This window comes from Bradyrhizobium sp. 138 (assembly GCF_023074075.1).
In the GTDB taxonomy this organism is placed as follows: Bacteria; Pseudomonadota; Alphaproteobacteria; order Rhizobiales; family Xanthobacteraceae; genus Bradyrhizobium.
This window is the reverse complement of record NZ_JADPKT010000099.1, coordinates 24,588-49,340: the sequence shown is the minus strand read 5'-3', so window position 1 is coordinate 49,340 and position 24,753 is coordinate 24,588. Positions and strand designations below refer to the sequence as shown.

The 24,753-nt window shown below is 64.4% G+C and carries 33 protein-coding genes and 1 pseudogene; 15 read left to right on the top strand and 19 right to left on the bottom strand.

What is annotated here, in order from left to right:
- Nucleotides 1-549: 549 nt before the first annotated feature.
- Together IVA79_RS35645 and IVA79_RS35640 are read right to left on the bottom strand one after the other, a co-directional pair.
- Complete coding sequence (locus IVA79_RS35645; RefSeq protein WP_027560729.1) at nucleotides 550-1,392, bottom strand: MoxR family ATPase; 843 nt, start codon at nucleotides 1,390-1,392, stop codon at nucleotides 550-552.
- Nucleotides 1,393-1,488: 96 nt separating this feature from the next.
- Nucleotides 1,489-1,734: a GlsB/YeaQ/YmgE family stress response membrane protein gene (locus tag IVA79_RS35640; protein WP_008559660.1), complete on the bottom strand. Its 246-nt coding sequence runs from the start codon at nucleotides 1,732-1,734 to the stop codon at nucleotides 1,489-1,491.
- A gap of 123 nt (nucleotides 1,735-1,857) precedes the next feature.
- On the opposite strand from IVA79_RS35640, the gene IVA79_RS35635 reads away from it, so the two are divergent.
- From IVA79_RS35635 to sseA, 3 genes are all read left to right on the top strand, one after another.
- The gene (locus IVA79_RS35635; RefSeq protein WP_247561868.1) at nucleotides 1,858-3,033 is read left to right on the top strand and encodes a VWA domain-containing protein; all 1,176 of its coding nucleotides are present in this window, start codon (nucleotides 1,858-1,860) and stop codon (nucleotides 3,031-3,033) included.
- Nucleotides 3,034-3,251: 218 nt separating this feature from the next.
- Nucleotides 3,252-3,665, top strand: a complete 414-nt coding sequence (locus IVA79_RS35630; protein WP_247561867.1) for a rhodanese-like domain-containing protein — start codon at nucleotides 3,252-3,254, stop codon at nucleotides 3,663-3,665.
- 191 nt (nucleotides 3,666-3,856) lie between these two features.
- The gene (gene sseA, locus IVA79_RS35625) at nucleotides 3,857-4,711 is read left to right on the top strand and encodes a 3-mercaptopyruvate sulfurtransferase (RefSeq protein WP_247561866.1); all 855 of its coding nucleotides are present in this window, start codon (nucleotides 3,857-3,859) and stop codon (nucleotides 4,709-4,711) included.
- 1 nt (nucleotide 4,712) lies between these two features.
- On the opposite strand, the gene IVA79_RS35620 is transcribed toward sseA, so the two are convergent.
- Complete coding sequence (locus IVA79_RS35620; RefSeq protein ID WP_247561865.1) at nucleotides 4,713-5,471, bottom strand: hypothetical protein; 759 nt, start codon at nucleotides 5,469-5,471, stop codon at nucleotides 4,713-4,715.
- A 367-nt stretch (nucleotides 5,472-5,838) separates the two neighbouring features.
- On the opposite strand from IVA79_RS35620, the gene IVA79_RS35615 reads away from it, so the two are divergent.
- Nucleotides 5,839-7,032 (top strand): L,D-transpeptidase, encoded by a 1,194-nt coding sequence (locus tag IVA79_RS35615; protein ID WP_247561873.1) that lies wholly within the window; start codon nucleotides 5,839-5,841, stop codon nucleotides 7,030-7,032.
- 57 nt (nucleotides 7,033-7,089) lie between these two features.
- On the opposite strand, the gene IVA79_RS35610 is transcribed toward IVA79_RS35615, so the two are convergent.
- Together IVA79_RS35610 and IVA79_RS35605 are read right to left on the bottom strand one after the other, a co-directional pair.
- Nucleotides 7,090-8,052 (bottom strand): D-2-hydroxyacid dehydrogenase family protein, encoded by a 963-nt coding sequence (locus tag IVA79_RS35610; RefSeq protein WP_247561863.1) that lies wholly within the window; start codon nucleotides 8,050-8,052, stop codon nucleotides 7,090-7,092.
- Between the two features lie 129 nt (nucleotides 8,053-8,181).
- Nucleotides 8,182-8,397 carry a hypothetical protein gene (locus tag IVA79_RS35605; RefSeq protein ID WP_247561857.1) on the bottom strand — a complete coding sequence of 72 codons (216 nt, stop codon included), beginning with the start codon at nucleotides 8,395-8,397 and terminating at the stop codon, nucleotides 8,182-8,184.
- Between the two features lie 234 nt (nucleotides 8,398-8,631).
- On the opposite strand from IVA79_RS35605, the gene ettA reads away from it, so the two are divergent.
- The 3 genes from ettA to IVA79_RS35590 all read left to right on the top strand — a co-directional run bounded on the left by ettA (nucleotide 8,632) and on the right by IVA79_RS35590 (nucleotide 11,798).
- Nucleotides 8,632-10,281 (top strand): energy-dependent translational throttle protein EttA, encoded by a 1,650-nt coding sequence (ettA, locus tag IVA79_RS35600; RefSeq protein WP_247561855.1) that lies wholly within the window; start codon nucleotides 8,632-8,634, stop codon nucleotides 10,279-10,281.
- A gap of 75 nt (nucleotides 10,282-10,356) precedes the next feature.
- On the top strand, nucleotides 10,357-10,557 hold the full coding sequence (locus tag IVA79_RS35595; protein WP_247561853.1) for a hypothetical protein: 201 nt from the start codon (nucleotides 10,357-10,359) through the stop codon (nucleotides 10,555-10,557).
- A gap of 32 nt (nucleotides 10,558-10,589) precedes the next feature.
- The gene (locus IVA79_RS35590) at nucleotides 10,590-11,798 is read left to right on the top strand and encodes a lytic murein transglycosylase (RefSeq protein WP_247561852.1); all 1,209 of its coding nucleotides are present in this window, start codon (nucleotides 10,590-10,592) and stop codon (nucleotides 11,796-11,798) included.
- A gap of 80 nt (nucleotides 11,799-11,878) precedes the next feature.
- Here the strand turns inward: IVA79_RS35590 and IVA79_RS35585 are convergent, their stop codons facing one another.
- The gene (locus IVA79_RS35585; RefSeq protein WP_235544215.1) at nucleotides 11,879-12,163 is read right to left on the bottom strand and encodes a hypothetical protein; all 285 of its coding nucleotides are present in this window, start codon (nucleotides 12,161-12,163) and stop codon (nucleotides 11,879-11,881) included.
- Nucleotides 12,164-12,388: 225 nt separating this feature from the next.
- Nucleotides 12,389-12,712: a hypothetical protein gene (locus IVA79_RS35580; RefSeq protein ID WP_247561851.1), complete on the bottom strand. Its 324-nt coding sequence runs from the start codon at nucleotides 12,710-12,712 to the stop codon at nucleotides 12,389-12,391.
- A 134-nt stretch (nucleotides 12,713-12,846) separates the two neighbouring features.
- Here IVA79_RS35580 and IVA79_RS35575 point away from each other — a divergent pair, with 134 nt between their 5' ends.
- The 3 genes from IVA79_RS35575 (at nucleotide 12,847) to bfr (ending at nucleotide 14,206) form a co-directional block, all read left to right on the top strand.
- On the top strand, nucleotides 12,847-13,152 hold the full coding sequence (locus tag IVA79_RS35575) for a hypothetical protein (RefSeq protein ID WP_247561849.1): 306 nt from the start codon (nucleotides 12,847-12,849) through the stop codon (nucleotides 13,150-13,152).
- Nucleotides 13,153-13,312: 160 nt separating this feature from the next.
- Nucleotides 13,313-13,585 carry a (2Fe-2S)-binding protein gene (locus IVA79_RS35570; RefSeq protein ID WP_247561848.1) on the top strand — a complete coding sequence of 91 codons (273 nt, stop codon included), beginning with the start codon at nucleotides 13,313-13,315 and terminating at the stop codon, nucleotides 13,583-13,585.
- Nucleotides 13,586-13,717: 132 nt separating this feature from the next.
- Nucleotides 13,718-14,206: a bacterioferritin gene (bfr, locus tag IVA79_RS35565; protein WP_008556076.1), complete on the top strand. Its 489-nt coding sequence runs from the start codon at nucleotides 13,718-13,720 to the stop codon at nucleotides 14,204-14,206.
- 134 nt (nucleotides 14,207-14,340) lie between these two features.
- Here bfr and IVA79_RS35560 read toward each other — a convergent pair whose 3' ends face one another.
- The 3 genes from IVA79_RS35560 to IVA79_RS35550 form a co-directional block, all read right to left on the bottom strand.
- On the bottom strand, nucleotides 14,341-14,943 hold the full coding sequence (locus tag IVA79_RS35560) for an MSMEG_1061 family FMN-dependent PPOX-type flavoprotein (protein ID WP_247561847.1): 603 nt from the start codon (nucleotides 14,941-14,943) through the stop codon (nucleotides 14,341-14,343).
- A 77-nt stretch (nucleotides 14,944-15,020) separates the two neighbouring features.
- Entirely contained in the window at nucleotides 15,021-15,374 is a 354-nt protein-coding gene (locus tag IVA79_RS35555; RefSeq protein ID WP_247561846.1) for a hypothetical protein, read from the bottom strand.
- Between the two features lie 168 nt (nucleotides 15,375-15,542).
- Nucleotides 15,543-16,604, bottom strand: a complete 1,062-nt coding sequence (locus IVA79_RS35550; RefSeq protein ID WP_247561845.1) for an alpha/beta fold hydrolase — start codon at nucleotides 16,602-16,604, stop codon at nucleotides 15,543-15,545.
- A gap of 128 nt (nucleotides 16,605-16,732) precedes the next feature.
- On the opposite strand from IVA79_RS35550, the gene IVA79_RS35545 reads away from it, so the two are divergent.
- A complete protein-coding gene (locus IVA79_RS35545) occupies nucleotides 16,733-16,999 on the top strand; it encodes a DUF2277 domain-containing protein (RefSeq protein WP_247561843.1) in 267 nt (88 codons plus the stop codon).
- Nucleotides 17,000-17,095: 96 nt separating this feature from the next.
- Complete coding sequence (locus IVA79_RS35540) at nucleotides 17,096-17,311, top strand: hypothetical protein (RefSeq protein ID WP_247561841.1); 216 nt, start codon at nucleotides 17,096-17,098, stop codon at nucleotides 17,309-17,311.
- 8 nt (nucleotides 17,312-17,319) lie between these two features.
- Here IVA79_RS35540 and IVA79_RS35535 read toward each other — a convergent pair whose 3' ends face one another.
- The 3 genes from IVA79_RS35535 to IVA79_RS35525 form a co-directional block, all read right to left on the bottom strand.
- Entirely contained in the window at nucleotides 17,320-17,838 is a 519-nt protein-coding gene (locus IVA79_RS35535; RefSeq protein ID WP_247561839.1) for a collagen-like protein, read from the bottom strand.
- A 112-nt stretch (nucleotides 17,839-17,950) separates the two neighbouring features.
- Nucleotides 17,951-18,199, bottom strand: coding sequence for a helix-turn-helix domain-containing protein (locus IVA79_RS35530; RefSeq protein ID WP_247561838.1), 249 nt, complete (start codon nucleotides 18,197-18,199; stop codon nucleotides 17,951-17,953).
- A gap of 185 nt (nucleotides 18,200-18,384) precedes the next feature.
- A complete protein-coding gene (locus IVA79_RS35525; RefSeq protein ID WP_247561836.1) occupies nucleotides 18,385-19,152 on the bottom strand; it encodes an SDR family oxidoreductase in 768 nt (255 codons plus the stop codon).
- A 111-nt stretch (nucleotides 19,153-19,263) separates the two neighbouring features.
- Between IVA79_RS35525 and IVA79_RS35520 the strand changes: the two genes are divergently transcribed.
- Complete coding sequence (locus IVA79_RS35520; protein ID WP_247561834.1) at nucleotides 19,264-19,749, top strand: J domain-containing protein; 486 nt, start codon at nucleotides 19,264-19,266, stop codon at nucleotides 19,747-19,749.
- A gap of 61 nt (nucleotides 19,750-19,810) precedes the next feature.
- Entirely contained in the window at nucleotides 19,811-20,353 is a 543-nt protein-coding gene (locus IVA79_RS35515; protein ID WP_247561833.1) for a transposase, read from the top strand.
- A gap of 121 nt (nucleotides 20,354-20,474) precedes the next feature.
- Here the strand turns inward: IVA79_RS35515 and IVA79_RS35510 are convergent, their stop codons facing one another.
- The 3 genes from IVA79_RS35510 to IVA79_RS35500 form a co-directional block, all read right to left on the bottom strand.
- Entirely contained in the window at nucleotides 20,475-20,726 is a 252-nt protein-coding gene (locus IVA79_RS35510; RefSeq protein ID WP_247561832.1) for a hypothetical protein, read from the bottom strand.
- A gap of 238 nt (nucleotides 20,727-20,964) precedes the next feature.
- Nucleotides 20,965-21,225: a hypothetical protein gene (locus tag IVA79_RS35505; RefSeq protein ID WP_247561825.1), complete on the bottom strand. Its 261-nt coding sequence runs from the start codon at nucleotides 21,223-21,225 to the stop codon at nucleotides 20,965-20,967.
- Nucleotides 21,226-21,372: 147 nt separating this feature from the next.
- Nucleotides 21,373-21,756, bottom strand: a complete 384-nt coding sequence (locus IVA79_RS35500) for a RidA family protein (RefSeq protein WP_247561824.1) — start codon at nucleotides 21,754-21,756, stop codon at nucleotides 21,373-21,375.
- A 249-nt stretch (nucleotides 21,757-22,005) separates the two neighbouring features.
- On the opposite strand from IVA79_RS35500, the gene IVA79_RS35495 reads away from it, so the two are divergent.
- Entirely contained in the window at nucleotides 22,006-22,440 is a 435-nt protein-coding gene (locus IVA79_RS35495; protein ID WP_247561823.1) for a hypothetical protein, read from the top strand.
- Nucleotides 22,441-22,570: 130 nt separating this feature from the next.
- On the opposite strand, the pseudogene IVA79_RS35490 reads toward IVA79_RS35495, so the two are convergent.
- The 3 genes and pseudogenes from IVA79_RS35490 to IVA79_RS35480 form a co-directional block, all read right to left on the bottom strand.
- Nucleotides 22,571-23,217 (bottom strand): annotated as a pseudogene (locus tag IVA79_RS35490) (glutathione S-transferase family protein).
- A gap of 356 nt (nucleotides 23,218-23,573) precedes the next feature.
- Nucleotides 23,574-24,086 (bottom strand): mismatch-specific DNA-glycosylase, encoded by a 513-nt coding sequence (locus IVA79_RS35485; protein WP_247561822.1) that lies wholly within the window; start codon nucleotides 24,084-24,086, stop codon nucleotides 23,574-23,576.
- 97 nt (nucleotides 24,087-24,183) lie between these two features.
- On the bottom strand, nucleotides 24,184-24,753 hold the full coding sequence (locus IVA79_RS35480; RefSeq protein ID WP_247561820.1) for a hypothetical protein: 570 nt from the start codon (nucleotides 24,751-24,753) through the stop codon (nucleotides 24,184-24,186).

Below are 24,753 nucleotides of genomic sequence, written 5' to 3'. Positions count from 1 at the left end.
AAGGAAAGTTCGGCTCCCGGGAGAGCACGGCATAAGCCGTCCGACCATCGCGCAGGGAAGGCCGAGTGATCGGCACCACCTGTATGCTGCTGTGCGGTTTTCCTGCGCGTGCATTTCGCGCAGCAGACCGCGGGTGCGAGGTCAGCACCCGGCCTTCCCTGCGCCCTCTTTGATTTGGGGGGTGGAATGACCAGGCAAAGCTCGGGCGAATCAAGCCGCGAGGCTGCGAAGCGTGTCTGCGCTCAGGATGTCAGTTGGAAGGCCGCGGCTACGCCGCCTGCGCCGTCATTGCGAGGAGCCCTTGCGACGAAGCAATCCAGGCTGTCACCGCGGAGGAATTCTGCATTGCTTCCGCCTTCGCCAAAAGGCTTCGGCGGACAAGTCGCTACGCTCGCAATGACGAGATCGGGGAGGGTGCTTGCGACATACTCGATATCGTAGGGTGGGCAAAGCGAAGCGTGCCCACCATCTTGCGCGTCGTTACCGAACGGTGGGCACGGCGCTTTGCGCCTTTGCCCACCCTACGGCACCGTGCGTTAAACGAACAGCCTACACTTCCCGTCGGCTCAAGAACGCCAGCCGCTCGAACAGATGCACGTCCTGCTCGTTCTTGAGCAGCGCGCCGTGCAGCGGCGGGATCAGCTTGCGCGGGTCGCGCTCGCGCAGCTGCTCGACGCTCATGTCCTCGTTGAGCAGCAGCTTGAGCCAGTCGAGCAGTTCGGACGTCGATGGCTTCTTCTTCAGGCCGGGCACCTCGCGCACCTCGAAGAAGATGCGCAAGGCTTCCTCGACCAGGCGCTTCTTGATGCCGGGGAAGTGGACGTCGACGATGCGGGCCATCGTGTCGGCGTCGGGAAACTTGATGTAGTGGAAGAAGCAGCGGCGCAGGAAGGCGTCCGGCAGCTCCTTCTCGTTGTTGGAGGTGATCATCATGATCGGGCGCTGCTTGGCCTTGATCGTCTCGCCGGTCTCGTAGACATGGAATTCCATGCGGTCGAGCTCGAGCAGCAAATCGTTCGGAAATTCGATGTCGGCCTTGTCGATCTCGTCGATCAGCAGCACCGGGCGCTGCTCGGCGGTGAAGGCTTCCCACAGCTTGCCGCGCTTGATGTAGTTCTTGATGTCCGACACGCGGGCATCGCCGAGCTGGCTGTCGCGCAGGCGCGACACCGCGTCGTATTCGTAGAGGCCCTGCTGCGCCTTGGTGGTGGACTTGATGTGCCAGGTCAAAAGCGGCGCGTTCAGCGCTTTGGCCACTTCCTCGGCCAGCACCGTCTTGCCGGTGCCGGGCTCGCCCTTGATGAGCAGCGGGCGCTCGAGCACGATCGAGGCATTGACGGCGACCTTGAGATCGTCGGTCGCAACATAGTCCTTGGTGCCGGTAAATTTCATCGCGTGTCCTTGAGGTCATCGTCGGCGAGAGGCGCTCGCCCCGTGGCGACAAGCGAACGGCCGCGCGCGGCGGCCGTTCCTGGTTCGGTCAGGCTTTCAGACCCGTTTTATCAGCGAAAGGATCACCAGCACAATCACCGCGCCGATGGTGGCGTCGACGATGGCGCCGATCGTGCCCGTTGCCAGCTGGATGTGGAGCTGCGGCAGAACCCAGCTCGCAACCAGCGCGCCGATGATGCCGACGACGATGTTGCCGACCAGCCCAAATCCCGCCCCGTGGACAATCTTGCCCGCAAGCCAGCCTGCAATCGCGCCGATGATCAGCGCTGCGAGAATTCCCATTGCAAACGTCCCCCAAACAACCCCGTGAGGACGCCAATTCTAGAGCAAAAAGCACCCGGGTCCAGCGCAGAGCGGTTGGCTCCGCCCCTTGACGTTCGTCCCCCGACGGGCAATCTGTCACCCATGTTCCTGCAATTCTTCACCTCTCTGCGCGACGCGCAGGTCCCCGTGACGCTGCGCGAATACCTCACGCTGATGGAGGCGCTCGACGCCGACCTCGCGGATTACACGGTCGAGAACTTCTATTACCTGTCGCGCGCCTCGCTGGTGAAGGACGAGCGCAACCTCGACAAGTTCGACCGCGTCTTCGGCAACGTGTTCAAGGGGCTGGAAAACCTGCTCGACGCCATGGAGAAGGCGGAGATCCCCGAGGAGTGGCTGAAGAAGCTCGCCGAGAAGTACCTGACGGACGAAGAGAAGAAGCAGATCGAGGCCATGGGCTGGGACAAGCTCATGGAGACCCTGAAGAAGCGCCTCGAGGAGCAGAAGGGCCGCCACCAAGGCGGCAACAAGTGGATCGGCACCGCCGGCACCTCGCCATTCGGCGCCCACGGCTACAATCCCGAGGGCATCCGCATCGGCCAGGAGAAGAACCGCAACAACCGCGCCGTGAAGGTGTGGGACAAGCGCGAGTTCAAGGACCTCGACGGCAATGTCGAGCTCGGCATCCGCAACATCAAGGTGGCGCTGCGCCGCCTGCGCAAATTCGCGCGCACCGGCGCGCCTGACGAGCTCGACCTCGACACCACCATCCGCGAGACCGCCAATCACGGCTATCTCGACGTGCACATGCGCCCCGAGCGGCGCAATGCGGTGAAGCTGCTGGTGTTCTTCGACATCGGCGGCTCGATGGACGCGCATATCGAGCAGGTCGAGGAGCTGTTCTCTGCGGCGAAGAGCGAGTTCAAGCACATGGAGTATTTCTACTTCCACAACTGTCTCTATGAAGGCGTGTGGAAGCAGAATAAGCGCCGCTTCACCGATCGCACGCCGACCTGGGACGTGCTGCACAAATACCCGCACGACTACAAGGTCGTGTTCGTCGGCGACGCCTCGATGTCGCCTTACGAGATCATGGTGCCCGGCGGCTCGGTCGAGCACGTCAACGAGGAGCCCGGCTCGGTCTGGCTCGACCGCATCATCCGCACCTATCCGCATGCGGTGTGGTTGAATCCGGTCGCCCAGAAGCATTGGGACTATTCGGAATCGACCACCATCATCAAACGCATCTTCGCCAACCGGATGTACCCGATCACGATCGAGGGGTTGGAAGGTGCGATGAAGGAATTGACGCACTGACCACTACGGGGCCGCGCTCTATCGGCAACGGAAGTGTGCTCCCTCTCCCGCTTGCGGGGGAGGGTTGGGGAGGGGGTCTCTCCACCCGCGACGCTCCCCAAGAGGAGAGAGCCCTCACCCGCGTCGCTCCGCTCCGCGACCTCTCCCGCAAGCGGGAGAGGTGATCTCCGCCTCCGGCAGTTCGCCCGGAACGACGACGAAAGAGAAGGGAAGACCCAATGCCCCAAAACATCACCCGCGGCATCAAGGCGCTGATCGACGAGGCCAATGCCGAGATCGAGACGCTCAACGCCAAGGACGCGATCGAGATCTCCAAGAACGGCGACGTCGTCATCGTCGACATCCGCGACCCCCGCGAGATCGAGCGCGACGGCCGCATCCCCGGCGCCTTCGCCTGCACCCGCGGTATGCTCGAATTCTGGATCGACCCGCAGAGCCCGTATGCCAAGCCGATCTTCCAGGAGGACAAGAAGTTCGTCTTCCACTGCGCCGGCGGCCTGCGCTCCGCGCTTGCGGCCAAGACCGCGCAGGACATGGGCCTCAAGCCCGTCGCCCACATCGCCGGCGGCTACGCCGCCTGGCGCGACGCCGGCGGGCCCGTCGAGAAGTGGGAGCCGAAGAAGAAGGGGTGAGGGTGCTCTACGACCACTCCGATCTCCGCTGTCATTGCCCGCGAAAGCGGGGAATCCGGTACGTCGCGGCCTCTCGGCTCAATCACAACCGCCTCTGGAATACTGGATCGCGATGACAGCAGAGCTTGACGCGGGCTGCTTCAATCTCATTCGCACTGTGCGTGCCCCGGAATGACTGCAAGGAAAAGCCAATGACCGCCACCGACCCCCTCGTCTCCACCGAATGGCTCGCCGCCCATATCAACGATCCGAACATCAGGGTGATCGACGCCAGCTTCAAGCTGCCGGGCGTGCTGCCGCTGCCGAAGGATGATTATCTCGCCGCGCATCTGCCGCGCGCTGTGTTCTTCGACGTCGACGCGGTGTCTGACCATTCCAACCCGCTGCCGCACATGTATCCGAGCGCCGAACAGTTCGGCCGCGACGTCGGCAATCTCGGAATCTCCAACGCCGATACCGTCGTGCTCTACGATGCCGGCGGCTGGGTCGCCGCGCCGCGCGCGTGGTGGATGTTCCTGGCCTTCGGCCACGGCAATGTGCGCATTCTCAACGGCGGCTTGAAGAAGTGGCGCGCCGAAGGGCGCACCGTCGAGAGCGGAGAGGTGAAGCCAAAGCCGGCAAGCTTCAAGGCGAGCTATGATGCAAAGCGCGTACGCAGCATGCAGCAGCTGATCGCCAACGTCGAAAGCCGGAAGGAGCAGGTGATCGACGCGCGCGCCGCCGAGCGCTTCGAGGGCCGCGCGCCCGAGCCGCGGCCCGGCATCCGCTCCGGTCACATCCCCGGCGCCCGCAACGTGCCCTACAATCTGCTGTTCGATGCCGCCACCGGCGAGATGAAGCCGCTCGACGATCTCCGCGCCGCCTTCACCGGCGCCGGCGTCAAGCTCGATGCGCCGATCGTGACGAGCTGCGGCTCGGGCGTGTCGGCCGGCGTGCTGACGCTCGCGCTCTATCGCTTAGGGATTACCGACACCGCGCTCTATGACGGATCATGGTCGGAGTGGGGCCAGGAGAAAGGCCCGGCCATCGCGACCGGGCCGGCGTAGGCTACTGGCGCGATCTCGTGGTCGTGGTTGCGAACGTCTGCGGTTGCCCGAACGGATCGAGCTGTTGCTGCAACTGCTGAGGCGGCGGACGCCGCACCACGCGAGGTCGCTTCTTCGCCTTCGCCTTGCGCTTGGCCGCCTTGTCGTCCGCCTTGCCATCCGCCTTGGCCTTCGCCGGCGGATCCTTCACGGCCGTCTTCGCCGGCTCGTTCAGTGCGGCCAGCTTGGCCGCGGCGACGTCGAGCGCCGAGGAGGCCAGGGCCGCACTGTCCGTTGGTGCCGGCTCGCCGGCGGCTGCGGCAGGCTGAAGGTCAGGTCTGGCTTCGGGAATCGAGGCCGTGGTGTCGGCGGGGGTGAGCGTGTCGGCGGGCGCCGGCGCAGCGGCTTCCGTGGTCGTCTCGGCCTTGGCCGGTTCGTCGGTCGCGGGTGCAGCGGCCTGCGTCGGTCCGTCAGCCTCGCTCGTCAGCGCGGCGACCTGCTCGGGCTCGGTTGCCGGAAGTCCGATGGTCGGCACCCGGTCGCGCAAGGACGGCTCGGGCTCGGCCGTCACGTCCGGCTCCACGCGGAGGACTGCGAGCACCGGCGGGGCAGGCTCGGACGCCGGCGCGAACCTCGGCTCCTGCGGGCCGTTCCGCCAGGAGGGGTTGTTGGCATATTGCTCATGGCTCGCCCGCAGCAGCGCGGCGGTGCCCAGGCCGAACACCAGGATGGACGTTGACAGCAGGATCGCGGCAAACAGGAAGCGAAAGCCGGGAAGCATCGGACCGGTTACGAATTTCCGCCCCGGCGGCGACTAGCCAGGGCCTATGAGCCATCTGAACGCGGTGACGGTACTGGTTGCCGCGTTCGCCACGGGAGTTGAGAAGCTCAAATTGGCAGCGAATCAGGCTGATTCGAACATACCGCAACGATTCCGACCCATTCCGTAAAAAACGGGGCGCAAGACTCCGGCAAATCACCGCATGCGTTGATTTCCGACCCGTGATGCAACGGGGCAACGGTAGTCTTGCGGATCACAAATCGGCCAATCCGGCGCAAATAAGCTGATATGTCTTGAATGTGCCGCTATCTTCCGTCATCTGGCCGTTAACGGTCCGATCGGGCTTGGGGACTATACAAGAGCGATGATGATCAAACACTTTCTGACGATATGCGCTGCCGCGACAGTCGCTGCGGCGGGAACCTCACTCGCTCAGGCTCAGAGCTATCCGGTCCAGCAGGCGCCGAGCTATGGCGCCCCGGCTGAATATCGGCCCGGCGACCGCACACCGAATTTCGACGCGCTGGACGAAGACGACGACGCGATGCCGCAGGCCTCGCTGCCGCCGCCCGGCCCGGCCGACGATCCGCGCTACGGCCGCCCGATGGGCGCCCCCCCGGTCTATTCGGCCGCGCCGCCGCAGGGTCCGGTGATGTCGCCGGATGATCCACGTTATGGCCGCCCGGCTGGCGCGCCGGTCTATTCCGCCGCGCCGTCGCAGGGCCCGGTGATGTCGCCCGAGGATCCCCGCTACGGCCGCCCCGCCGGTCCGCCGCCGGTGATCTATGCCAATCGTCCAGGTCAGGGCCAGGCACCGGCCGATGACGGCCTCCGTCCGCCGGAAGCCGTCGGTGGTCCCGCCGCCACCGGAACGGTCCAGGCCGGGCAGCCGCCCGTCGGCGCCGATGGCCGGCCGATGACGATGGCCGCGCTGCCACCCGAGGAGCAGCCCGATGCTGCGCCGGTGCAGCTGCCGCAGAATCTGCGCCGCCAGGAAGTCGCGTTCCAGACCAAGGAGCCGGCCGGCACCCTCGTGGTCGATACGCCGAACACCTACCTCTATTACGTGCTCGGCAATGGCCGCGCGATCCGCTACGGCGTCCGCGTCGGCCGCGACGGTTTCACCTGGACCGGGGTGCAGAAGATCACCCGCAAGGCCGAATGGCCGGATTGGCATCCGCCGACCGAGATGATCGAGCGCCAGCCCTATCTGCCGCGCTTCATGGCCGGCGGCCCCGGCAATCCGCTCGGTGCCCGCGCGATGTATCTCGGCTCGACCGTCTACCGCATCCACGGCACCAACCAGCCCTCGACCATCGGCAAGTTCGTGTCGTCAGGCTGTATCGGCATGCTGAACGAGGACGTCTCCGACCTGTTCGATCGCGTCAAGGTCGGCACCCGCGTGGTGGTGATGCCGGGTGGCCCGTCGCCGGGAACTGCGACCGCTTCCGCTGCGCCCGCGCCCGCTGGTCCGGCTCCGATGTCTGCCCAGGCCGGTCCGGTCCCGGGCACGCAGCCGACCGTGGTGCCGCCGCTGCCTGCGCCGGTCACCGTGCGCTAATAGCGCCAAGAGATCTGACAGAGCGAAGGGCGTGCCATCGGCGCGCCCTTCATCGTTTCAGGCCAGCTTGCGCGGCAGCTCGCCGCCCTTGGTCCATGCGTCGATCGCCTCGACCATCTGGCCGTAATGGATGCCGAGACCGTCCCTGGTGGCGTAGCCGAGATGCGGCGTCAGTACGAGATTGTCGAGCTTGCGGAAGGGATGGTCGACCGGTAGCGGCTCGACCGCGAACACATCCAGGCCGGCGCCCGCGATTCTGCGCTGCTGCAACGCCTCGAACAGCGCCTGCTCGTCCACGATCGGCCCGCGCGCGGTGTTGACGAGGAACGCCGTCGGCTTCATCCGCGCGAGATCAGCGCGGCCGACGAGGCCACGCGAGCGCTCGCTCAGCACCACGTGGATGGTGACGATGTCGGACTTGGCGAACAGCTCCTCCTTGGTGGCGTAGCCGACGCCGGCTGCCGCACATTTCTCCGGCGTCAGGTTCGGGCTCCAGGCGATCACGCTCATGCCGAACGCCTTCGCAATCCCGGCCATCTTGCTGCCGAGCTTGCCGAGCCCGACGATGCCGAGCGTCATGCCCTCGATCTCGACGCCGGCAAAGCTCTGCCAGGGCTCGCCGGCATGCATGCGCGCATTCTCGCGGCCGATGCCGCGGGTCAGCTCCAGGATCAGGCCCATGGTCAGCGGTGCGGTGGGATCGCGGGAATATTGCGTGCCGCCGATGGCGATGCCGCGCGCCTTCGCGGCTTCCATGTCGATTGCGGCGTTGCGCATGCCCGACGTGAGCAGCAGCTTCAGCTTCGGCAAGCTCTCGAACAGGCTCTTCGGGAATGCGGTGCGCTCGCGCATCGCGCAGATGATCTCGAAATCGGCCAGCGCGCTGACTGCTGCCTGTTCGGAGGCGAAGGGATGGCCGAACACGGTGACGTCGAGGCGGTCGGACAGTTTCTGCCAGTCGGCGACGTCGAGCGCGAGGTTGAAATAATCGTCGAGAATTGCACAGCGCAGCCGGCTCATCAGCGTTATCCATGGCGAGAGGTGAGGGCGCGAGGCGAGCGCCGTCGTCGGAACCAGGCCATGGTTGCGCGCAATCAGGACGCGCGCAAGCCGCTTGCGTCTTCAAAAATCCGGCAGCTGAGCGGTCGCTTAGAGGTCGCGGGGCTTCAGGCGCAACGGCGCATCCATGCCGTGCTTGGCGCGCCAGGCGGGGCCGGGGCCGCGCATGTAGTGCAGTTCGGGCCGGTAGGGATTGAAGGCGGTGGCGAAGAAACGCTTCCAGAATCCCTTGATCTCCGAGGCGAAGCCGGAGACGTGGCCGGCTTCTGCCGGAACAGGAAGAGAATGGGTCTCGATCAGAGCCATGATGCGGCCTCGCTGTGCTCCCGTTCATTCTGAGCGGGTGGCGCTGTTTCCGCGCGAAACCGAGCTTTCTGCCTGATTTATTAAAAGATGGTTTCAATTGTCCGGATCGGTGTCCGGATGGTGTCCGTTCCGTATTCATCCGTGGTGAACGGACGGAAAACGTTGCCCTTTGGGGGCGGGATCGCTACATCGCAGGCGAAGCAAATTTCCTCAAATCGAAGGTTTTCGGGACCGATGGCGCGCCAGTTCATCTATTTCATGCAGGGCCTGACCAAGAGCTACCCGACCCGGAAGGTGCTCGATAACATCCACCTGTCGTTCTATCCGGACGCCAAGATCGGCGTGCTCGGCGTCAACGGCTCGGGCAAGTCGACGCTGCTCAAGATCATGGCCGGCCTCGACAAGGAATATACCGGCGAGGCCTGGGTCGCCGAGGGCGCGCGTGTCGGCTATCTCGAACAGGAGCCGCACCTCGATCCGAAGCTCTCCGTGCGCGAGAACGTGATGCAGGGCGTCGCCAAGCAGAAGGCGATCCTCGACCGCTACAACGAGCTCGCGGTCAACTATTCGGAGGAGACCGCCGACGAGATGACCAAGCTGCAGGACGAGATCGAGGCCCAGGGCCTGTGGGATCTCGACAGCAAGGTCGACCAAGCCATGGACGCGCTGCGCTGTCCGCCCGACGATGCCGATGTCACGAAACTCTCGGGCGGTGAGCGCCGCCGCGTCGCGCTGTGCCGCCTCTTGCTCGACCAGCCCGAGCTGCTGCTGCTGGACGAGCCGACCAACCATCTCGACGCCGAATCCGTGTCGTGGCTGGAAGGCCATTTGCGCAACTATCCCGGCGCGATCCTGATCGTCACCCACGACCGCTACTTCCTCGACAACGTCACCGGCTGGATCCTCGAGCTCGATCGCGGCCGCGGCATCCCCTACGAGGGCAATTACTCGTCCTGGCTGGTGCAGAAGCAGAAGCGGCTGGAGCAGGAGGGACGCGAGGACGCCGCGCACCAGAAGACGCTGGCCCGCGAGCAGGAATGGGTCGCCTCCTCGCCCAAGGCGCGTCAGGCCAAGTCGAAAGCGCGCTACCAGCGCTATGAGGAGCTGCTCAAGCAGGCGAGCGAGAAGCAGACCCAGACCGCGCAGATCATCATCCCCGTCGCCGAGCGGCTCGGCGCCAACGTGGTCGATTTCGAGGGTCTCAGCAAAGGCTTCGGCGATCGTCTGCTGATCGACGATCTCACCTTCAAGCTGCCGCCCGGCGGCATTGTCGGCGTGATCGGTGCCAACGGCGCCGGCAAGACCACGCTGTTCAAGATGATCACCAAGCAGGAAACACCGGACAAGGGGACGATCACGGTCGGCGAGACCGTGCATCTCGGCTATGTCGACCAGTCGCGCGACGCGCTCGACGGCAAGAAGACCGTGTGGGAGGAAATCTCCGGCGGCAACGAGCTGATCCTGCTCGGCAAGAAGGAAGTGAATTCGCGCGGCTACTGCTCGTCATTCAACTTCAAGGGCGCAGACCAGCAGAAGAAGGTCGGCGCGCTCTCGGGCGGTGAACGCAATCGCGTGCATCTGGCAAAGATGCTGAAGTCCGGCGCCAACGTGCTGCTGCTCGACGAGCCGACCAACGACCTCGACGTCGACACGCTGCGCGCGCTCGAAGAGGCGCTGGAGGACTTTGCCGGCTGCGCCGTCATCATCAGCCATGATCGCTGGTTCCTCGACCGTATCGCGACCCACATCCTGTCCTTCGAAGGCGACAGCCACGTCGAATGGTTCGAGGGCAACTTCCAGGATTACGAGAAGGACAAGATGCGCCGGCTCGGCCAGGACAGCATCATTCCGCACCGCGTGAAGTACAAGAAGCTGACGCGGTGATGGCGAGCACGCCTGCGGCTCGCAGGGGCGTTAGCCGGCATTTTCATCAGGTCAGGTCTGTGATAAAGTGGATCAATGGTTGAGCCTGACAACATGGTCCTCGAGCTCCTGCGCCACATCCGCGGCGCCGTCGATGACGTGCGGGACGATATCCGTGAAATGAAGCAGCGTATCGGCAATCTGGAAAGCCAATACGCCAACATGTCGAACCGGCTCGACCGTATGGATGTTCGCATCGAGAGAATAGAGCGACGTCTCGATCTGGCTGACGCGTGAACGGACTGAACCGATCGAGTTTGCGGGCCGTAATGTCCGCTCTGTTCCTCACGTTGCTCGTGCCCACTCCGGTTTATTCGGCCGATGCGGCCTTCACGCAGTTCATCGCCTCGCTCTGGCCGGAGGCACAGGCTGAAGGCGTCTCGCGCAAGACGTTCGACGAGCAGACGCGTGGGCTCGAGCCTGATTACAAGCTGCCCGACCTGATCCTGCCCGGACGGCCCGCAACCGGCGCGCCGTCGCAGGCCGAGTTCGTGCAGGTGCCGGCCGATTACGTCAAGGAAGCCTCGATCTCGCGGCTGGCGGGCGAGGGACAGCGGCTGCTGGAGAAATATCGCGCCGCGCTGAGCGAGATCGAGAAGAAGTCCGGCGTGCCGGCAACCGTGATGCTCGCGATCTGGGGCCGTGAGACAGACTATGGCCGCTACACGCTGCCTTACGATCTCGTCCGTGTGCTGGCGACGCAGGCCTATGTCGGGCGACGCAAGGACCAGTACCGCAACGAGTTCATCCTCGCCCTCAAGATCCTGGGCGAGGGCGTCGTGATGCGCAAGGACATGCGCTCGTCCTGGGCGGGCGCCACCGGGCTGACGCAGTTCCTGCCGTCGGAATATTACAAGCACGGCGTCGACTTCGACGGCGACGACCGCATCGACATCTGGCATTCCGTACCCGATGCGCTGGCTTCCGCCGCGCAGCAGCTCGTCAACAAGGGCTGGCAGAGCGGCGTGCGCTGGGCCTACGAGGTGCAGGCGCCGGCCAAGGTCGATTGCACGACGGGCGTACCGGAGGTGACGAAGCCGATCGGCCAGTGGCTGCGCGAGGGGTTTGTGCCGGTGCGCGGCCAACGCCTGAACGCCACGGAGCAGGCGCAGCCTGCTTCGCTGCTTCAGCCGGAAGGCATCTACGGCCCGTCGTTCCTGACCACGAAGAACTACTTCGTCATCAAGGAATACAATTTCTCCGACCTCTATGTGCTGTTCGTCGGCCATCTCAGCGACCGCATGACGAGCCCGCTTCCGTTCGCAACGCCCTGGACGGCCTCCAAGCAATTGCGCACCAGGGATGTCGAGACCATGCAGCGCGGTCTCACCCGCGTCGGGCTCTACAAGGACAAGATCGACGGCAAGGCCGGCATGCTGACGCGAGCGGCGCTCGGCGCCTATCAGAAATCGGCCGGCCTCAAGGTTGATTGCTGGCCCAGCGAAGAGGTGCTGCGCTCGATCCAGGCGGCGCGATAGCGCAGGGGCAAAAGAAAAAGCCCGGCCGATGGTCTCGGCCGGGCTTCGATCGCGGCGCTGACGAGCGCCGTGCGATCAGATCAGTAGCAGACGCGGACCGGGCGAACGACCCAGCCGTAGCCGTCCCAATAGCGCTGGCGCTGCCAGTAGCAGGGCGGGGGCGGCGGGCCGGGCTCGGCCACGTAAACCGGACCGCCGTAGGCGGGGCGGCTCGACGCGATGGCGCCGCCGACGATCGCGCCGCCGATCAGGCCGGCCGCGATACCGGCGCCGACGCCGTCACCGGCTTTGGCGGACGGGGTGGCGGTCACCAGCGAACCGGCGACCGTCGCAACCGTGAGGGCGGCAACAAGAGTCTTCTTCATGCTCAGGGCTCTCCTGGGAGATGGGTTCCTCTTGTTAGAGGCGCCCGGGTTTCAAAGGTTCACGCACACGCTGGTGGAATTGGCCGTGCAGCTAGGAAGCGCGCAATTGGTCAATCCACGGTAAACGCACACGGAGCTGTGACGAGAAAAAGCGGTCTTTTTCGGGCCCCGAGATGAACGGCGCGTCCGTAATGAACCGGTCCAGGCGAACCAGCCGCGACGCCTTCAGCCGCAGACCCTGACACGGCGGACGCGCCAGCCGTAGCCGTCCCAGAAGCGTTGCTTCTGCCAGACGCAGCCGCCACCGTAATAGCCGTCGGAGACATACCCCGGACCCGGCGCGTAGTAGCGGGGCGGGTAATAGCCGGGTTCGTAATAGCCCGGGCCGGGTCCGTAGTAATACGGAGAGGCCAGTGCGCCGCCGACAATGGCGCCGCCGATGATCCCGGCCGCAACGCCGGCAGCGACTCCGCGCTGGGCATGGGCCGGCGTCCCGGCCGTCAGGGCCAGGGTGACGACGGCAGCGATTGCCAGGAGGGACTTTTTCATGCGGGCTGACCTTTCACACAAACACGCGGGAACTGTTTGGGAGCAGAGTTCCATATTTCGCTTGAATGATCAATGAACGGCACCTTTGCCGGACGCGACCAATTAATATGGAGCGCGGCTCTGCCAGGGAGGCGATGATGGGCAACGCGATGGTCAATGCACTGATTGCTGCCGGAATCGTTTTCGCGATCGGCTACGGCTTGATCACACATCTCCAGAACCGCGGCCGGCGCACCCGCGCTACAGCCGGCAGCGATGGCGGGAGTGGCGGCGACAGCTATTCCGGGACGAGCGACGGCTTCTCGCTGGGGAGCTGGTTTTCCAGCGGAGGTTCGGGGAGCTCAAGCGACGGCGGCAGCTGTTCCAGCAGTGATAGCGGCAGTAGCGGCGGGGATTGCGGAGGCGGCGGCGGCGACGGTAGCGGAGGCGGCGGCGACTAATCCGCTCTCATCTTGATCCAGCGCAACGCTCGATTTTAGAGCCGTTCTAGGCTGTCATTGGGCCAGTTTGGAATAGCTTCAAATACCGCTTTTTCCTTTTGCATCCGGCCGGCCCGTTAAATATCGATGATGGTGCATCACCGAAGGGCCTGCCGCTTCCATGATCGTTTGTTCCTGTAACGTGCTGAGCGATGACGACATCCGCGCCGCCCTCGCCGAGTCCGACGACGCCGTGCGCCATGCCAAGCAGGTCTATGGATGTCTCGGCTGTAGCGCCGAATGTGGCCGATGCGCGCGGACGATCAAGACCATCATCGACGAAGCCCTTGGCCCCTGCGCCCAGTCCTGCTGTGCCGGCTGCCCGCACAGCCACACCGTGGCCGCCAATGACGAGACGGCCGAGCCCGCTCAGTTCGCCCTCGCGGCCTGCTGAAATCTCCATACGATCGGCTGAGCTTTTCCCCGGCTGCGTCTCCGTAGCTGGTTGCCCTCGCGCGCAAACTGATTTAGAAGCGTTCTAAACTCGGTTTAGGGCCGATTTGGACTGCAAGAGCTGGAGTGAACCATGCAGGGCGACGCAAAAGTCATCGACTATCTCAACAAGGCGCTGCGTCACGAGCTGACTGCGATCAACCAGTACTGGCTGCACTACCGCTTCCTCGACAATTGGGGCCTCCTCGACATGGCCAAGGTCTGGCGCAAGGAGTCCATCGAGGAGATGGAGCATGCCGACAAGCTCACCGCGCGCATCCTGTTCTTCGACGGCTTCCCGAACATGCAGGTGCTCGATCCCCTGCGCATCGGCCAGAACGTCAAGGAGATCATCGAGTGCGATCTCGCCGCCGAGATGAGCGCGCGGGCGCTCTACCAGGAAGCGGCGACCTACTGCCATGGCGCCAAGGACTACGTCACGCGCGACCTGTTCGAGAAGCTGATGAGCGATGAGGAGCACCACATCGACTTCCTCGAAACCCAGCTCGATCTGATCGGCCGCATTGGCCTCGAGCTCTACACCCAGAAGCATGTCGGCGGGCTTGAGGGCGAGGGGCACTAAGCTCCGGCCCGGCTCCCTCCATTCGTTATGGCCGGGCTTGACCCGGCCATCCCCGCGTAGCTGCACGACAAAGACGTGGATGTCCGGGACAAGCCCGGGCATGACGGTCTGATCGAGCGGCGAACGCTCCGAGCCTACAGCTGCGTCTTGTAGAGCTCTTCCACGGTCGCCTGGCTTGCCGGTTCGCCAAGGCCTGTCTGGTCGTGAATGACCTCGACGATGCTCGGCATCACCGAGCGCTGCACCTTGTCCGATGACCACAGCTTCGAGCGCATCAGCGCCTTGCCGCAGTGGAAATAGACTTCGCTGACCGCGACGTTCAGCACCGCACGCGGCGGCTTGCCGAATTCCACCATGGAAGCGAGCAGATCCGGATCGGCCGACAGCGTGCCGCGTCCGCCGACGCGCAGCGTCTCGTCGATCCCCGGCACGAAGAACAAGAGATGCACGAAGCCCGAGCCTTCGACGACGTTGCGGAAACTGTCGATCCGGTTGTTGCCGGAGCGGTCAGGCATCAATAGCTGGTTGGGATTGGCGACGTGAACGAAGCCGATGCCGCCGCCGCGTGGCGAGGCATCGACGCTGCCGTCCGCGCCCGATGTCGCGAGCACGCAGAACGGCGACATCTCGATGAACTTCTTCGCATGCGCATCGATCGCCGGGCGCGCTTTCGCGATCACACGCGGGCTCGGCTTGGCATAGATGGTGGCGAGGTCTTCGGCGCAAAGATCGGTCAACGGCGTGCCTCCGCATCAGCTTGGCGGCAAGCTACCCGATCGTGCCGCCGCCAGCCAATGGAATCGATCAAGACGCGTCACACCGCATCGGCCGGCACGAAGCAGCTGATGATGATGGCGCCGCGGTGGTGAACGTACCAGACCACGGCCCGGCCGACCGGATTGCCCTGGCCGCGGATGATCGCGCGTTCGGGAACCTCCATCCATTGCCCCTCGATCGGCACCCAATAGGCGCCGCTGCGCACGTCGTAATCGGTGCGATGGCCGTCGGAGATGTCGCAGCAGGGCACGCCGTTCGGCGCGATCACGCTCTTGAACCAGGCGCGGATGTCGGGCGGGACGTGATCGTATTGCCCGTTGTCGAACGCGAATGCGGCGCTCGTCAGCGCCGTCATCGCGGCCAGCCAAACGCACAGTGCGAGCCTGTGCATGCGTCCTCCTCGTCGCGTGTCGTGCCTGTGGCGCGCGATTGTCCCGCGCGTCGATTCGTATCGTTGATGCGATTAAGCCCGAGCTGTCAGCGCATTGCATGCTCAAATAATATGCGGCGCCGGAGCGCCGCACATGATGCGTTGCGATATGACGGCGCGCACGGCGATCTACATCGCGCGCTGAGGCGTAGTCTCCAGTAACTGCCGCACCTGCTCGCTGTAGAATTTCGCATTGCCGGTGGTGCCGTGGCCGCGAGTCTCGGTGCTCGCGGGGATCAGGAACAGGCGGCCGTTCCTGACCCGCTTCATCGCAGCGTCGGTAATACCGGTCTCGGGCGGGTTGCGCTCGTCGTCGGCGGAATTGATCAGCAGCAGCGAGGCTTCGATCGCCTCCAGCTTCTCGCCGGCATTGTAGTCGTGCGAGGATTCCCACTGATAGACGAAGTCGTTGGTATCCGCCGTGATCGGCGTCGCCAGCCGGTCGTCGACGATCTTGTCGGCCTTCGCCGCGGTCGGCGCCTGCGATTGATAGGCCAGCGTGCCGCCGATGCTCGCGATGCCGTAGGCGGTGATGGCATATTTCATCATGCGCGGCTGGCTGGTGTAGTTGCCGCCGTTGTAGTCGGGGTCGTTGCGGATGGTGTCGAGCATGATCCGCCGCAGCATCCAGTTGCGCGACGCCATTTCGGTCGGCTGCGAGGCCATCGGGATCAGCGCATCCATCGCCTTCGGATATTTCTCACCCCACAGCCAGGTGTGCATGCCGCCCATCGAATTGCCGATGACGAGCCGCAGATGCTTGACGCCGAGGCCTTCCGTCACCAGGCGATGCTGCGCCTCGACCATGTCGTCGTAATTGTATTTCGGGAAGCTCGTCTTCATCCCGTCGGAGGGCTTCGACGATTTGCCGTGGCCGATATTGTCGGGAATGATGATGTAATATTTGGAGGCGTCGAGCGGCTGCCCCGCGCCGAACAGCTCACCACCGAAGGCAGGCCCCAGCATGCTGGCGCCCGAGCCGCCGGTGCCATGCAGCACCAGCACCGGTTGGCCGGTGGGCTCACCGATTGTGGTGTAGTGCAGCTTCAGCTCCGGCATGGTCTCACCGGTGTGGAACTTGAAATCCCTGGCGATCCAGTCGCCTTGTTTGGGGGCAGGATAGTCGGCAGCCGTGGCCGACATCGAAACGGACAACAGGACGGTCGACAGCGCCGCGCAAAGCACCTTCATGTTTCTCTCCCCATTGCGGCTCATGGTCGGCGGCCGCGTTGCGGCGGAACTTAGCAGAAGTGCGGAGAAAGGATGTAGGATTTCAGCTCCGCCGACCGTCTTCAAGGAAACATCCGGAGAGAGCCTGCATGTGCCGCAACATCAAGACGCTGTTCAACTTCGAGCCGCCGGCAACGGAGGATGAGATCCACGCCAGCGCACTCCAGTTCGTGCGAAAATTGTCCGGTTTCAACAAGCCGTCGCAGGGCAACGAGGCGGCGTTCGACCGTGCGGTGGCGGAGGTCTCGGAGGCCGCGCGAAAGCTCCTGACTTCGCTGCACACCCATGCGCCGGCGCGCGACCGCGAGATCGAGGCGGAAAAGGCGAGGGAGCGTTCGCGGCTGCGCTTCGGTTAGCGATCGTCGAAGACCATTGCGTGATCTGGCTCACGGAAAAAGGCCTCTTGGCGCGCAATGATGTTCGCCGGGGTTTTGACAGCCCGGAGCAAGATCATGAGCCGCCCCCTTCTTCCTTTGAAAGCAGGCGCCGTTACCCTGACGGTGCTGTGGACCGCCTGGATGATGTGGTGGAGCGGCTCGTTCTCGAGCGTGAACATGATCATCCTCGCTCTCTGCGGCGCGGCGGTCGGCTATCTCTGGTACCGCGCCATGCGCTGGCAGTTCGAGCGCATGGGCATGCTACCGCGACGCGAGGATCGGCCGAAATAGACTGTTGGCTAGTGCTTCTGGCCGCGCTTCTTCTTTTTCTTTTTCTTGTGCTCGTCGCCTTCGCCGTCGTTGCTTTCGCCGTCGATGATGGCCTCATCGGGCTCCTGCACGGCGGCCTCCAGCGCTTCGCGCTCGGCGGCTTCGCGCTCGCGTTGGCGGCGGCGCTCGGCCCACGCGTCGAACAATTGATCGAGCCATGGCAGCACCTGCTCGATCGATGGCAGCTGACCGGGCGGCCCGGCCTCGCCGCGCGCACCTTGCGGTCCTGCTGGCCCCTGTGGTCCGACAGGCCCCTGCGCGCCAATCGCCCCGCGCGGGCCGGCCTCGCCCTGTTTGCCTTGCGGACCGGGCTTGCCTTGCGGTCCGGCCTTTCCGATCGGTCCCGGCTTGCCCTGCGGCCCCGGCTTGCCGCGCGCGCCGTCCGGCCCACGCCGGCCCGGGTGACCCTGCGGCCCCGGCCGTCCGGGCTCGCCCTGCCGCCCGCGCGGTCCCTGAGCTCCCTGCCGTCGTCCCTGATCGTCTGCCACGCCACTGCTCCCTCTCACGGAAGCAAGCTACTTAGCGGCGTTTGACGACAGCAGCAATTCCGCCCGCGTTTCGCGTCGGGTCGGTCAACATCAATCGACACGGAGCCGCGCGCTAATCCTGATAGGCAGGCACTTCGATGCCGGAGGCGGCATAGATCCTGATCTTGTTGCGCAGCGTGCGCACCGACAGGCCGAGCACGCGCGAGGCGCGCGTGCGGTTGCCGTCGCAGCGCGCCAGCGTCTGCAGCACGAGCTCGCGCTCGACCTCGTCGACAGTCGCGCCGATCAGCAGCGGAACGATCTGGTCGGGAGAAAGAAATTGTGCGCCCGACTCGGACGCGGCGACATGAACAGTGGTCATCAATACACTCCCCGATCAACGCCCGCTTCCATCGTTGGAAGCGGATCGAGAACAAACGACCCCCAAGCCGTAGATCTACGGTGATCGGGTTTGGTTAATGAAGGATTAACCGCGGGGCCGCGCACCAGATAACCCCAGGAATGCCGCGAAGCTGCCGCGATTGGTGCGCGCTGAGTGATGTGTCCTCACACCGTCCGATAGCCGCCGTCCACCATCACGATGGTTCCCGTGACAAAGGCCGACAGATCGGACGCGAGGAAGATCGCGGGTCCCACGATGTCCTCGGGCTTGCCGGTGCGCGCCAGTGGGGTGTGATCGACGAAGGCCTGCACCAGCGCCGGATTGGTGGCGCGCACCTTGGCGTTGATGTTGGTCTCGATGAAGCCCGGCCCGATCGCGTTGACGCGCACGCCTTCCTTGCCGAGCTCGACCGCGAGCGCCTTGGTGAAGCCGAGCACGCCGTGCTTCGAGGTGGTGTAGGCCGCCGAGCTCGGCGTGCGCAGATGCACGAAGGACTGGATCGAGCCGATATTGACGATGCGGCCTTTGCTCGCGCGCAAGGGGCCAAGGAAGGCCTGCGTCATGTTGAAGACGCCGTTGAGGTTGAGCGAGATGATGTCGTTCCAGTCCTTCGCCACCGTCTCGGTCTCCGCGGTGAAGGCGTTGCGGCGGGTGATGCCGGCATTGTTCACGAGGATCGAGACCTGCCCGACCTTGTCCGCGACGCGGCCGGCCAGCGCGAAGCAATCCTCGCGACGGGTCACGTCGAGCGCAAAACTCTCGGCCTTGCCGCCCGCTTTGCGGATCTCCTCGGCGGCGTCCGCGACGGTGTCGGAATTGACGTCGAGCAGCACGACTTGCGCGCCCTCGCGGGCATAGCCGGCGGCGATCGCGCGGCCGATGCCGGAACCCGCGCCGGTGACGACGGCGATGTGGTTTGCAAGCAGTGCCATGACATATTCCTCCCGATTTCTTTTCGAAGTTTCACGAAACGCTAACTCGAAATTAAGGGGTCGGAAACGGCAGCCTTGGCATACTGATCTTGATTGCTAAACGTTGCGCGCATGATGGAACGGCTCGACTCTTGGAAACTCGCCCTTGAACGGCTGCGGTCGGGGCCGTCAGCCGACTTCGCCGAGGCGGGCCGGCTCGTGGCCGAGATCGCGCGGATGAGCACGGATACCATGTTGCGCCAGGCCGCCGAGCAGGCGCTTCCGGTGCTGCGGCAGGCCGCGGGCAATGACGATCACGGCGTGACGCAGGCGGCCCAGCGCCGTCTCGGTGTGGTGCTCGAGGTGGTCCACGATCTGACCGCGCCGCGCTTCGGCCGCCGCAATGCTGCGCCGAAGAAGCTGTCCAGCGAGGATCGCGCCCGCAAGATGCTCGGCCTGCCGCTCGCGGTGCAGCTCACCTGCGAGGACATCAACCGGGCCTATCGCCGCGCCGCTAAGGGCATGCATCCCGACCACGGCGGCAGCGCGCAAGCCTTCATCGACCTCGCCGCCGCACGCGACGTCCTGATCCATCCCGGCGCGCACAAGGACGCGTGAGGCTTCATGTGCTATCTTGTAGCCCGGATGAGCGAAGCGACATCCGGGACAGGTTTAGCCCATGGTTCTGTACCGCAGAAACTTTCTTCCCGGCGGCACTTACTTTTTTACCGTGACGCTTTTCGATCGACGATCGAGCCTTCTTATTGAAAATATCGACGCCTTGCGCCGCGCCTTCCGAACGGCTCGCAAGGAGCGTCCGTTTGAGATCGGCGCCGTCGTGATCCTTCCGGATCATCTGCATGTCGTCATGTTACTTCCGCTGGATGACGCTGACTTCGCGGGACGCTGGCGAAGGATCAAGGGGCATTTCAGCAGTGCTTTGCTTCATGCCGGTGTCGACATAGCCCGCCACTCCAACGGAGAACTGGCGCTATGGCAGCGGCGCTATTGGGAGCACACGATCCGCGACGAAGACGACTTCGCTCGTCATGTCGACTACATTCACTTCAACCCTGTCAAGCATGGTTACGTTCGGCGTGTTGGCGATTGGCCGCATTCGTCGTTTCACCGCTACGTGCGGGCGGGATTGCTGCCGGAGGATTGGGCCGGTGAGGTCGGCGAAGGCGGGGATACTTTCGGTGAGCGTGCGGAGGAAGGTTGATCGGAGGATAGGTCGGTCCCGGATATCGCTTCGCTCATCCGGGCTACGAGATCCGGGCAAAAGAACGACCGGGCAAGGACGCTTGCGTCCTTGCCCGGCTCTTCGTCCGCCGATCGAAATCTTACCAGGTGCAGCTGCCGCTCTTCAGCGCGGCGTCCTTCGCGGCGAGCGCGTCGATGAAGGTCGGCACGCTCGGGCTGGCGCGGTGATAGCCGGCCGGCCACGGCGTGGTCGGGATGCTCTCGTCCCAGATCTGGCAGAAGCCGGTATCCTGCCAGCGGATCAGGTGATAGCTGGCCTGTGCAGGGCTCGCAGCGACGAACGCAGTGACGGCAAGACCGGCGGCAGCGCACAGCACGGAAATACGACGCATGATCAGCTCCTCAAATGAATGATGTGATGCGCCTCCCGGCAATGCGGGGAGGGCTGGTGCCGGACGCTCCACGGAATGCGCGCCGGACAAGATGTGAGTAGTTCCGCGCGCCGCTCAGGTTCAACGAACGGGCGCGGGATATGGCTGATTTCGGCTGAGAAACGCGAAGGTCCCGCAAAAACGAAAAGGCGGGCCGCCTGCGCGACCCGCCCTTGAAATCCGTCTTGTCGCGTCAAGCCTAGAGCGTGCAGCGGCGCTCGGTGCGCAGCTTGATCTGGAGGTCGGAGGCGGCCTGGAAGGTCGGGAGCGGCTTGCTGACGACCTTGTAGGTCGACACCCCGAACTGGAACGGCTTGTACTGCAGGTCCTCGTTCCAGACCTGGCAGATGCCGGTGTTGTCCCAGCGGATCACGTAATAGCCGACCTTGGCCGAGGCCGGCACGGCAAAGATGGAAGAAGCGATGCCGGCAACGGCACAGAGCGCGAGAACGCGACGCATGGAATATCTCCTTGTGGGGACGTGGACCTGAAAATTCGTGCGGTAAAAGCAGGTTCTTGGCAAGCCGGGGAGTGGCCGTTCACGGACATGTCAGCTGCTTCTCAAGCATTTGGTTTGGCCGCGTGCCCGACAAGTCACAGGCGCGGCTCATTTCGAAAGCGAGGCCACCGCCTCGATCTCGATCAGCATCTTCGGATCGGGCAGGGCCTGCACCACGCAAGTGGTGCGCGCCGGGTAGGGCGGCGGGCCGAAGGCGCCGGCATAGAGCGCGTTCATGGCGGCGACATCCGAGGCACGGGTCAGCAGCACGTTGACCTTGACGAGATCGCCTGTGCTGGCGCCGGCCTCGCCGAGCACGCGCTTGATGTTGACGACGACGTTGGCGAACTGCGCCTCGAAACCATCGGGCAGCGCGCCGCTCGCATCGAAGCCGGGAATGCCTGAGACGAACAGGAGATCGCCGACGCGCGTCGCAAACGACAGCGGCGGCGCTTTGACATGGGGCGGAGGCGCGAAATGCTGGATCGGCATGGGATCACCTCGACAGATGGTCGCTGATGCCAGGAGCGTAGCGGCAGGCGAGGGGCGCTCAAACCGAAAAATGCGAAAACAACCCCATGCACAGTAGAAATTCGATTCGGTAAGAGCGAAATTGCGCTCGCTTCGTCGGGCAAAACAGGGACAGAATGGCGCCACCATCATGTTGCCGCCCCGATCCATCAGGTAGATTCGCCCCCGTCTGATTCGATTCCCCCTGAAAAATAGCCCCCGGAGACCCCCATGAAGCTCGCTTCCACCTTCCGCGCCGCGCTGGTCGCCATTGCCGCCCTGGCCGGGCTCTCGACTTCGGCGCAGGCCGACAGCGGTTTCGTGACGCTGACGATCTACAAGGCGGGCTGGATCATCGGCGGCTCGGGCGGGAGCGGAGTGCTCAACTTCCGCGGCCGCACCTATGGGCTCGCGACCGGCGGTCTCGACTACGGCCTCGTGTTCGGGGGATCCAAGACCGTGCTGCGCGGCCGCGTCTCCAACATCAACCGTCCCTCGGACGTCGCCGGGGTCTACGGTGCCGCAGGTGCCGGCCTTGCCGTCGGCGCCGGCGCCCGCGCCATCGTGCTGACCAACCAGAAGGGCGCGGTGCTGGAGCTGACGGGCACGCAGGTCGGTTTGATGGCGAACGCCGATCTGAGCGGGCTTGCGATCACGATGCGGTAAAGCGAGCTGCCGTAGGGTGGGCAAAGGCGCAAAGCGCCGTGCCCACCAGTCCTTTCCGTATTCAAGAAAGACGTGGGCACGATTCCGCCTTCGCTCTTCGAGCTTCGGCGGACAAGTCGCTTTGCCCACCCTACGAACGCGACGCCGCGTTGAACACCGCAAGCTGCGCATCGAATGCACGCCGGAACGCCGGCCGCGCTTCGCCGCGGGCGACATAGGCGACGATCGCAGGATATTCGTCGAGCAGGCCTGACGTGTTCAGCCGCCGCAGCACCGTCACCATCATGAGATCGCCGGCGCTGAAGGCGCCGTCGAGCCAGTCGGCATCATCGATGTGGCGCGACAATTCGCCGAGCCTGGTGCGGACGCGATCCTGCAGCATCGGCAGCCGCTCCGCGTACCAGCTCTTGTCGCGCTCGAACAGCATCGCCATCGTGAGCTCGACGATCGGCGGCTCCACCGTGCTCAGCGCAGCGAACATCCACGCGATCGCGCGCGCCCGCGCATTGGCATCGTCAGGCAGCAAGCCATCGTGCCGCTCGGCGATATGCAGCACGATCGCCCCGGATTCGAACAGCGCGAGATCGCCGTCTTCAAGGGTCGGGATCTGCCCGAACGGATGCAGCGCAATGTGCGCGGGCGCCTTCATCGCCGCGAACGAGAGGAGGCGAACGTCGTAGGGCTGGCCGACTTCCTCGAACGCCCAGCGGACCCGCATGTCGCGCGCCTGCCCGCGGCCGCGGTCGGGGGTTCGAAAGCGGTGATGGTGGGAGGCATGTGGGCTTCCGGTTGATTGCACGTTGTACCCTGAGGACGAACGACAGATGCGGATTCCGACACGCAGCCGATCCTTTGTAGGGTGGGTTAGCCGCTCACGAGCGCGGTCCTTCAACACGGAACGGCACAAGGCGTAACCCACCACGTCAGCGCCCGCTGCGACAGAAGCGGTGGGTTACGCCGCACGGCCCGCGCTTCGCGCAGCCGCGCAGCTAACCCACCCTACCAAGCGCGGCCGATCCACGCCGCCAGTGTCGTAGGGTGGGCAAAGGCGCGCTCTTCGCGCGCCGTGCCCACCGTTCTACCGGATTGCGTGGAGAGATGGTGGGCACGGCGCAAGAGCGCCTTTGCCCACCTTACGCAGCAATCCACGCCGCAAGCTCCCGCCACGGCTCCAGCGTCCAACTCCCCGACGCCGCGCCAGATGGCGACGGCAGCACAAAAATCTCCGGCAATCTCGTTTCGCGCACCTGTCGCCCCAGCGCAATCCCGCTCGAGGGCCTGCCATAAAACAGGCTCGCCGCCTTCTTGCTCGTGAACGCAATCGTCCGCGGCCGATACTCTTCAATCTTGGCCCTGAACCCGGGCACGTCGATCGTCTCCGCCGCGATCTGGTGATCCATCCCCGCGCCCGTCTTGCAGAGATCGGTGAAGCCGATTCCGAGCGCGATCAACTCCGCGAACTCGTTTGGCTGATAGCGCCGCGGCGTGATCCCGGCCTCATGGATCGCGCGCCAGAAGCGGTTGCCGGGATGGGCGTAGTAGTGCCCGAGCTCGGCTGAACGCGTCGAGGCGGCGGTGCCGACGAAGACGAGGCGGAGGTTGGGGCGGAGCTGGTCGAGGAGGCGATGGGAAGCGGGGGCGGGCACGCCAATTATCCACGGCGGTAGCCCGCATGAGCGGAGCGATATGTGGGACGGCAGACCTCGGACGCCGCTGCGCTCATCTGGGCTATGCTTGCTATCACTAAGATTTGGGCATTGGTCTCGCGACAACCTCACGCGCTCTGCTCATGTCGGCTTGGTAAATAGCGTTGAGGCATTGCCCGTTTGAGAGGTCGAGCTGAAAAGGAACCCAGGCGTCCTGGATAGGACTCCATGCCTCGCCAGATAGTTCCAGCCCGCTTCTCTTGAGACCACGAAAGCCGTCCCAGGAGATTCGTGGACTGTGCCATTTGGTATTGTCCGCAGCGATCGCGCAGAAATCAACTATGCTGCGAAACACAACGGACTTCTCTTCTTCGAGAACAAAGATCTCCTCGATTTGAGCCCCAATACGGTCGCGCAAGGTGCGTGTCTCGGGATCGACGACAACGGCTTCGCCCATCGCGATAACGATTACGTCGCTTCCATTCGGATGATGCAGAACCGAACTGAATTTGGTCAATCCACCAAGAAAATTACCAATCCACGGTTCCGAATTCGATGGATAGAAGCGAACAACTTGGCCCTCGCGCCATTCGCGAGGGCCGTTCTCGGTGAACGATACGGCTGGGGGGCCGTACGGCGGTAATCCAGGTAGGACTTCAAACCGCAT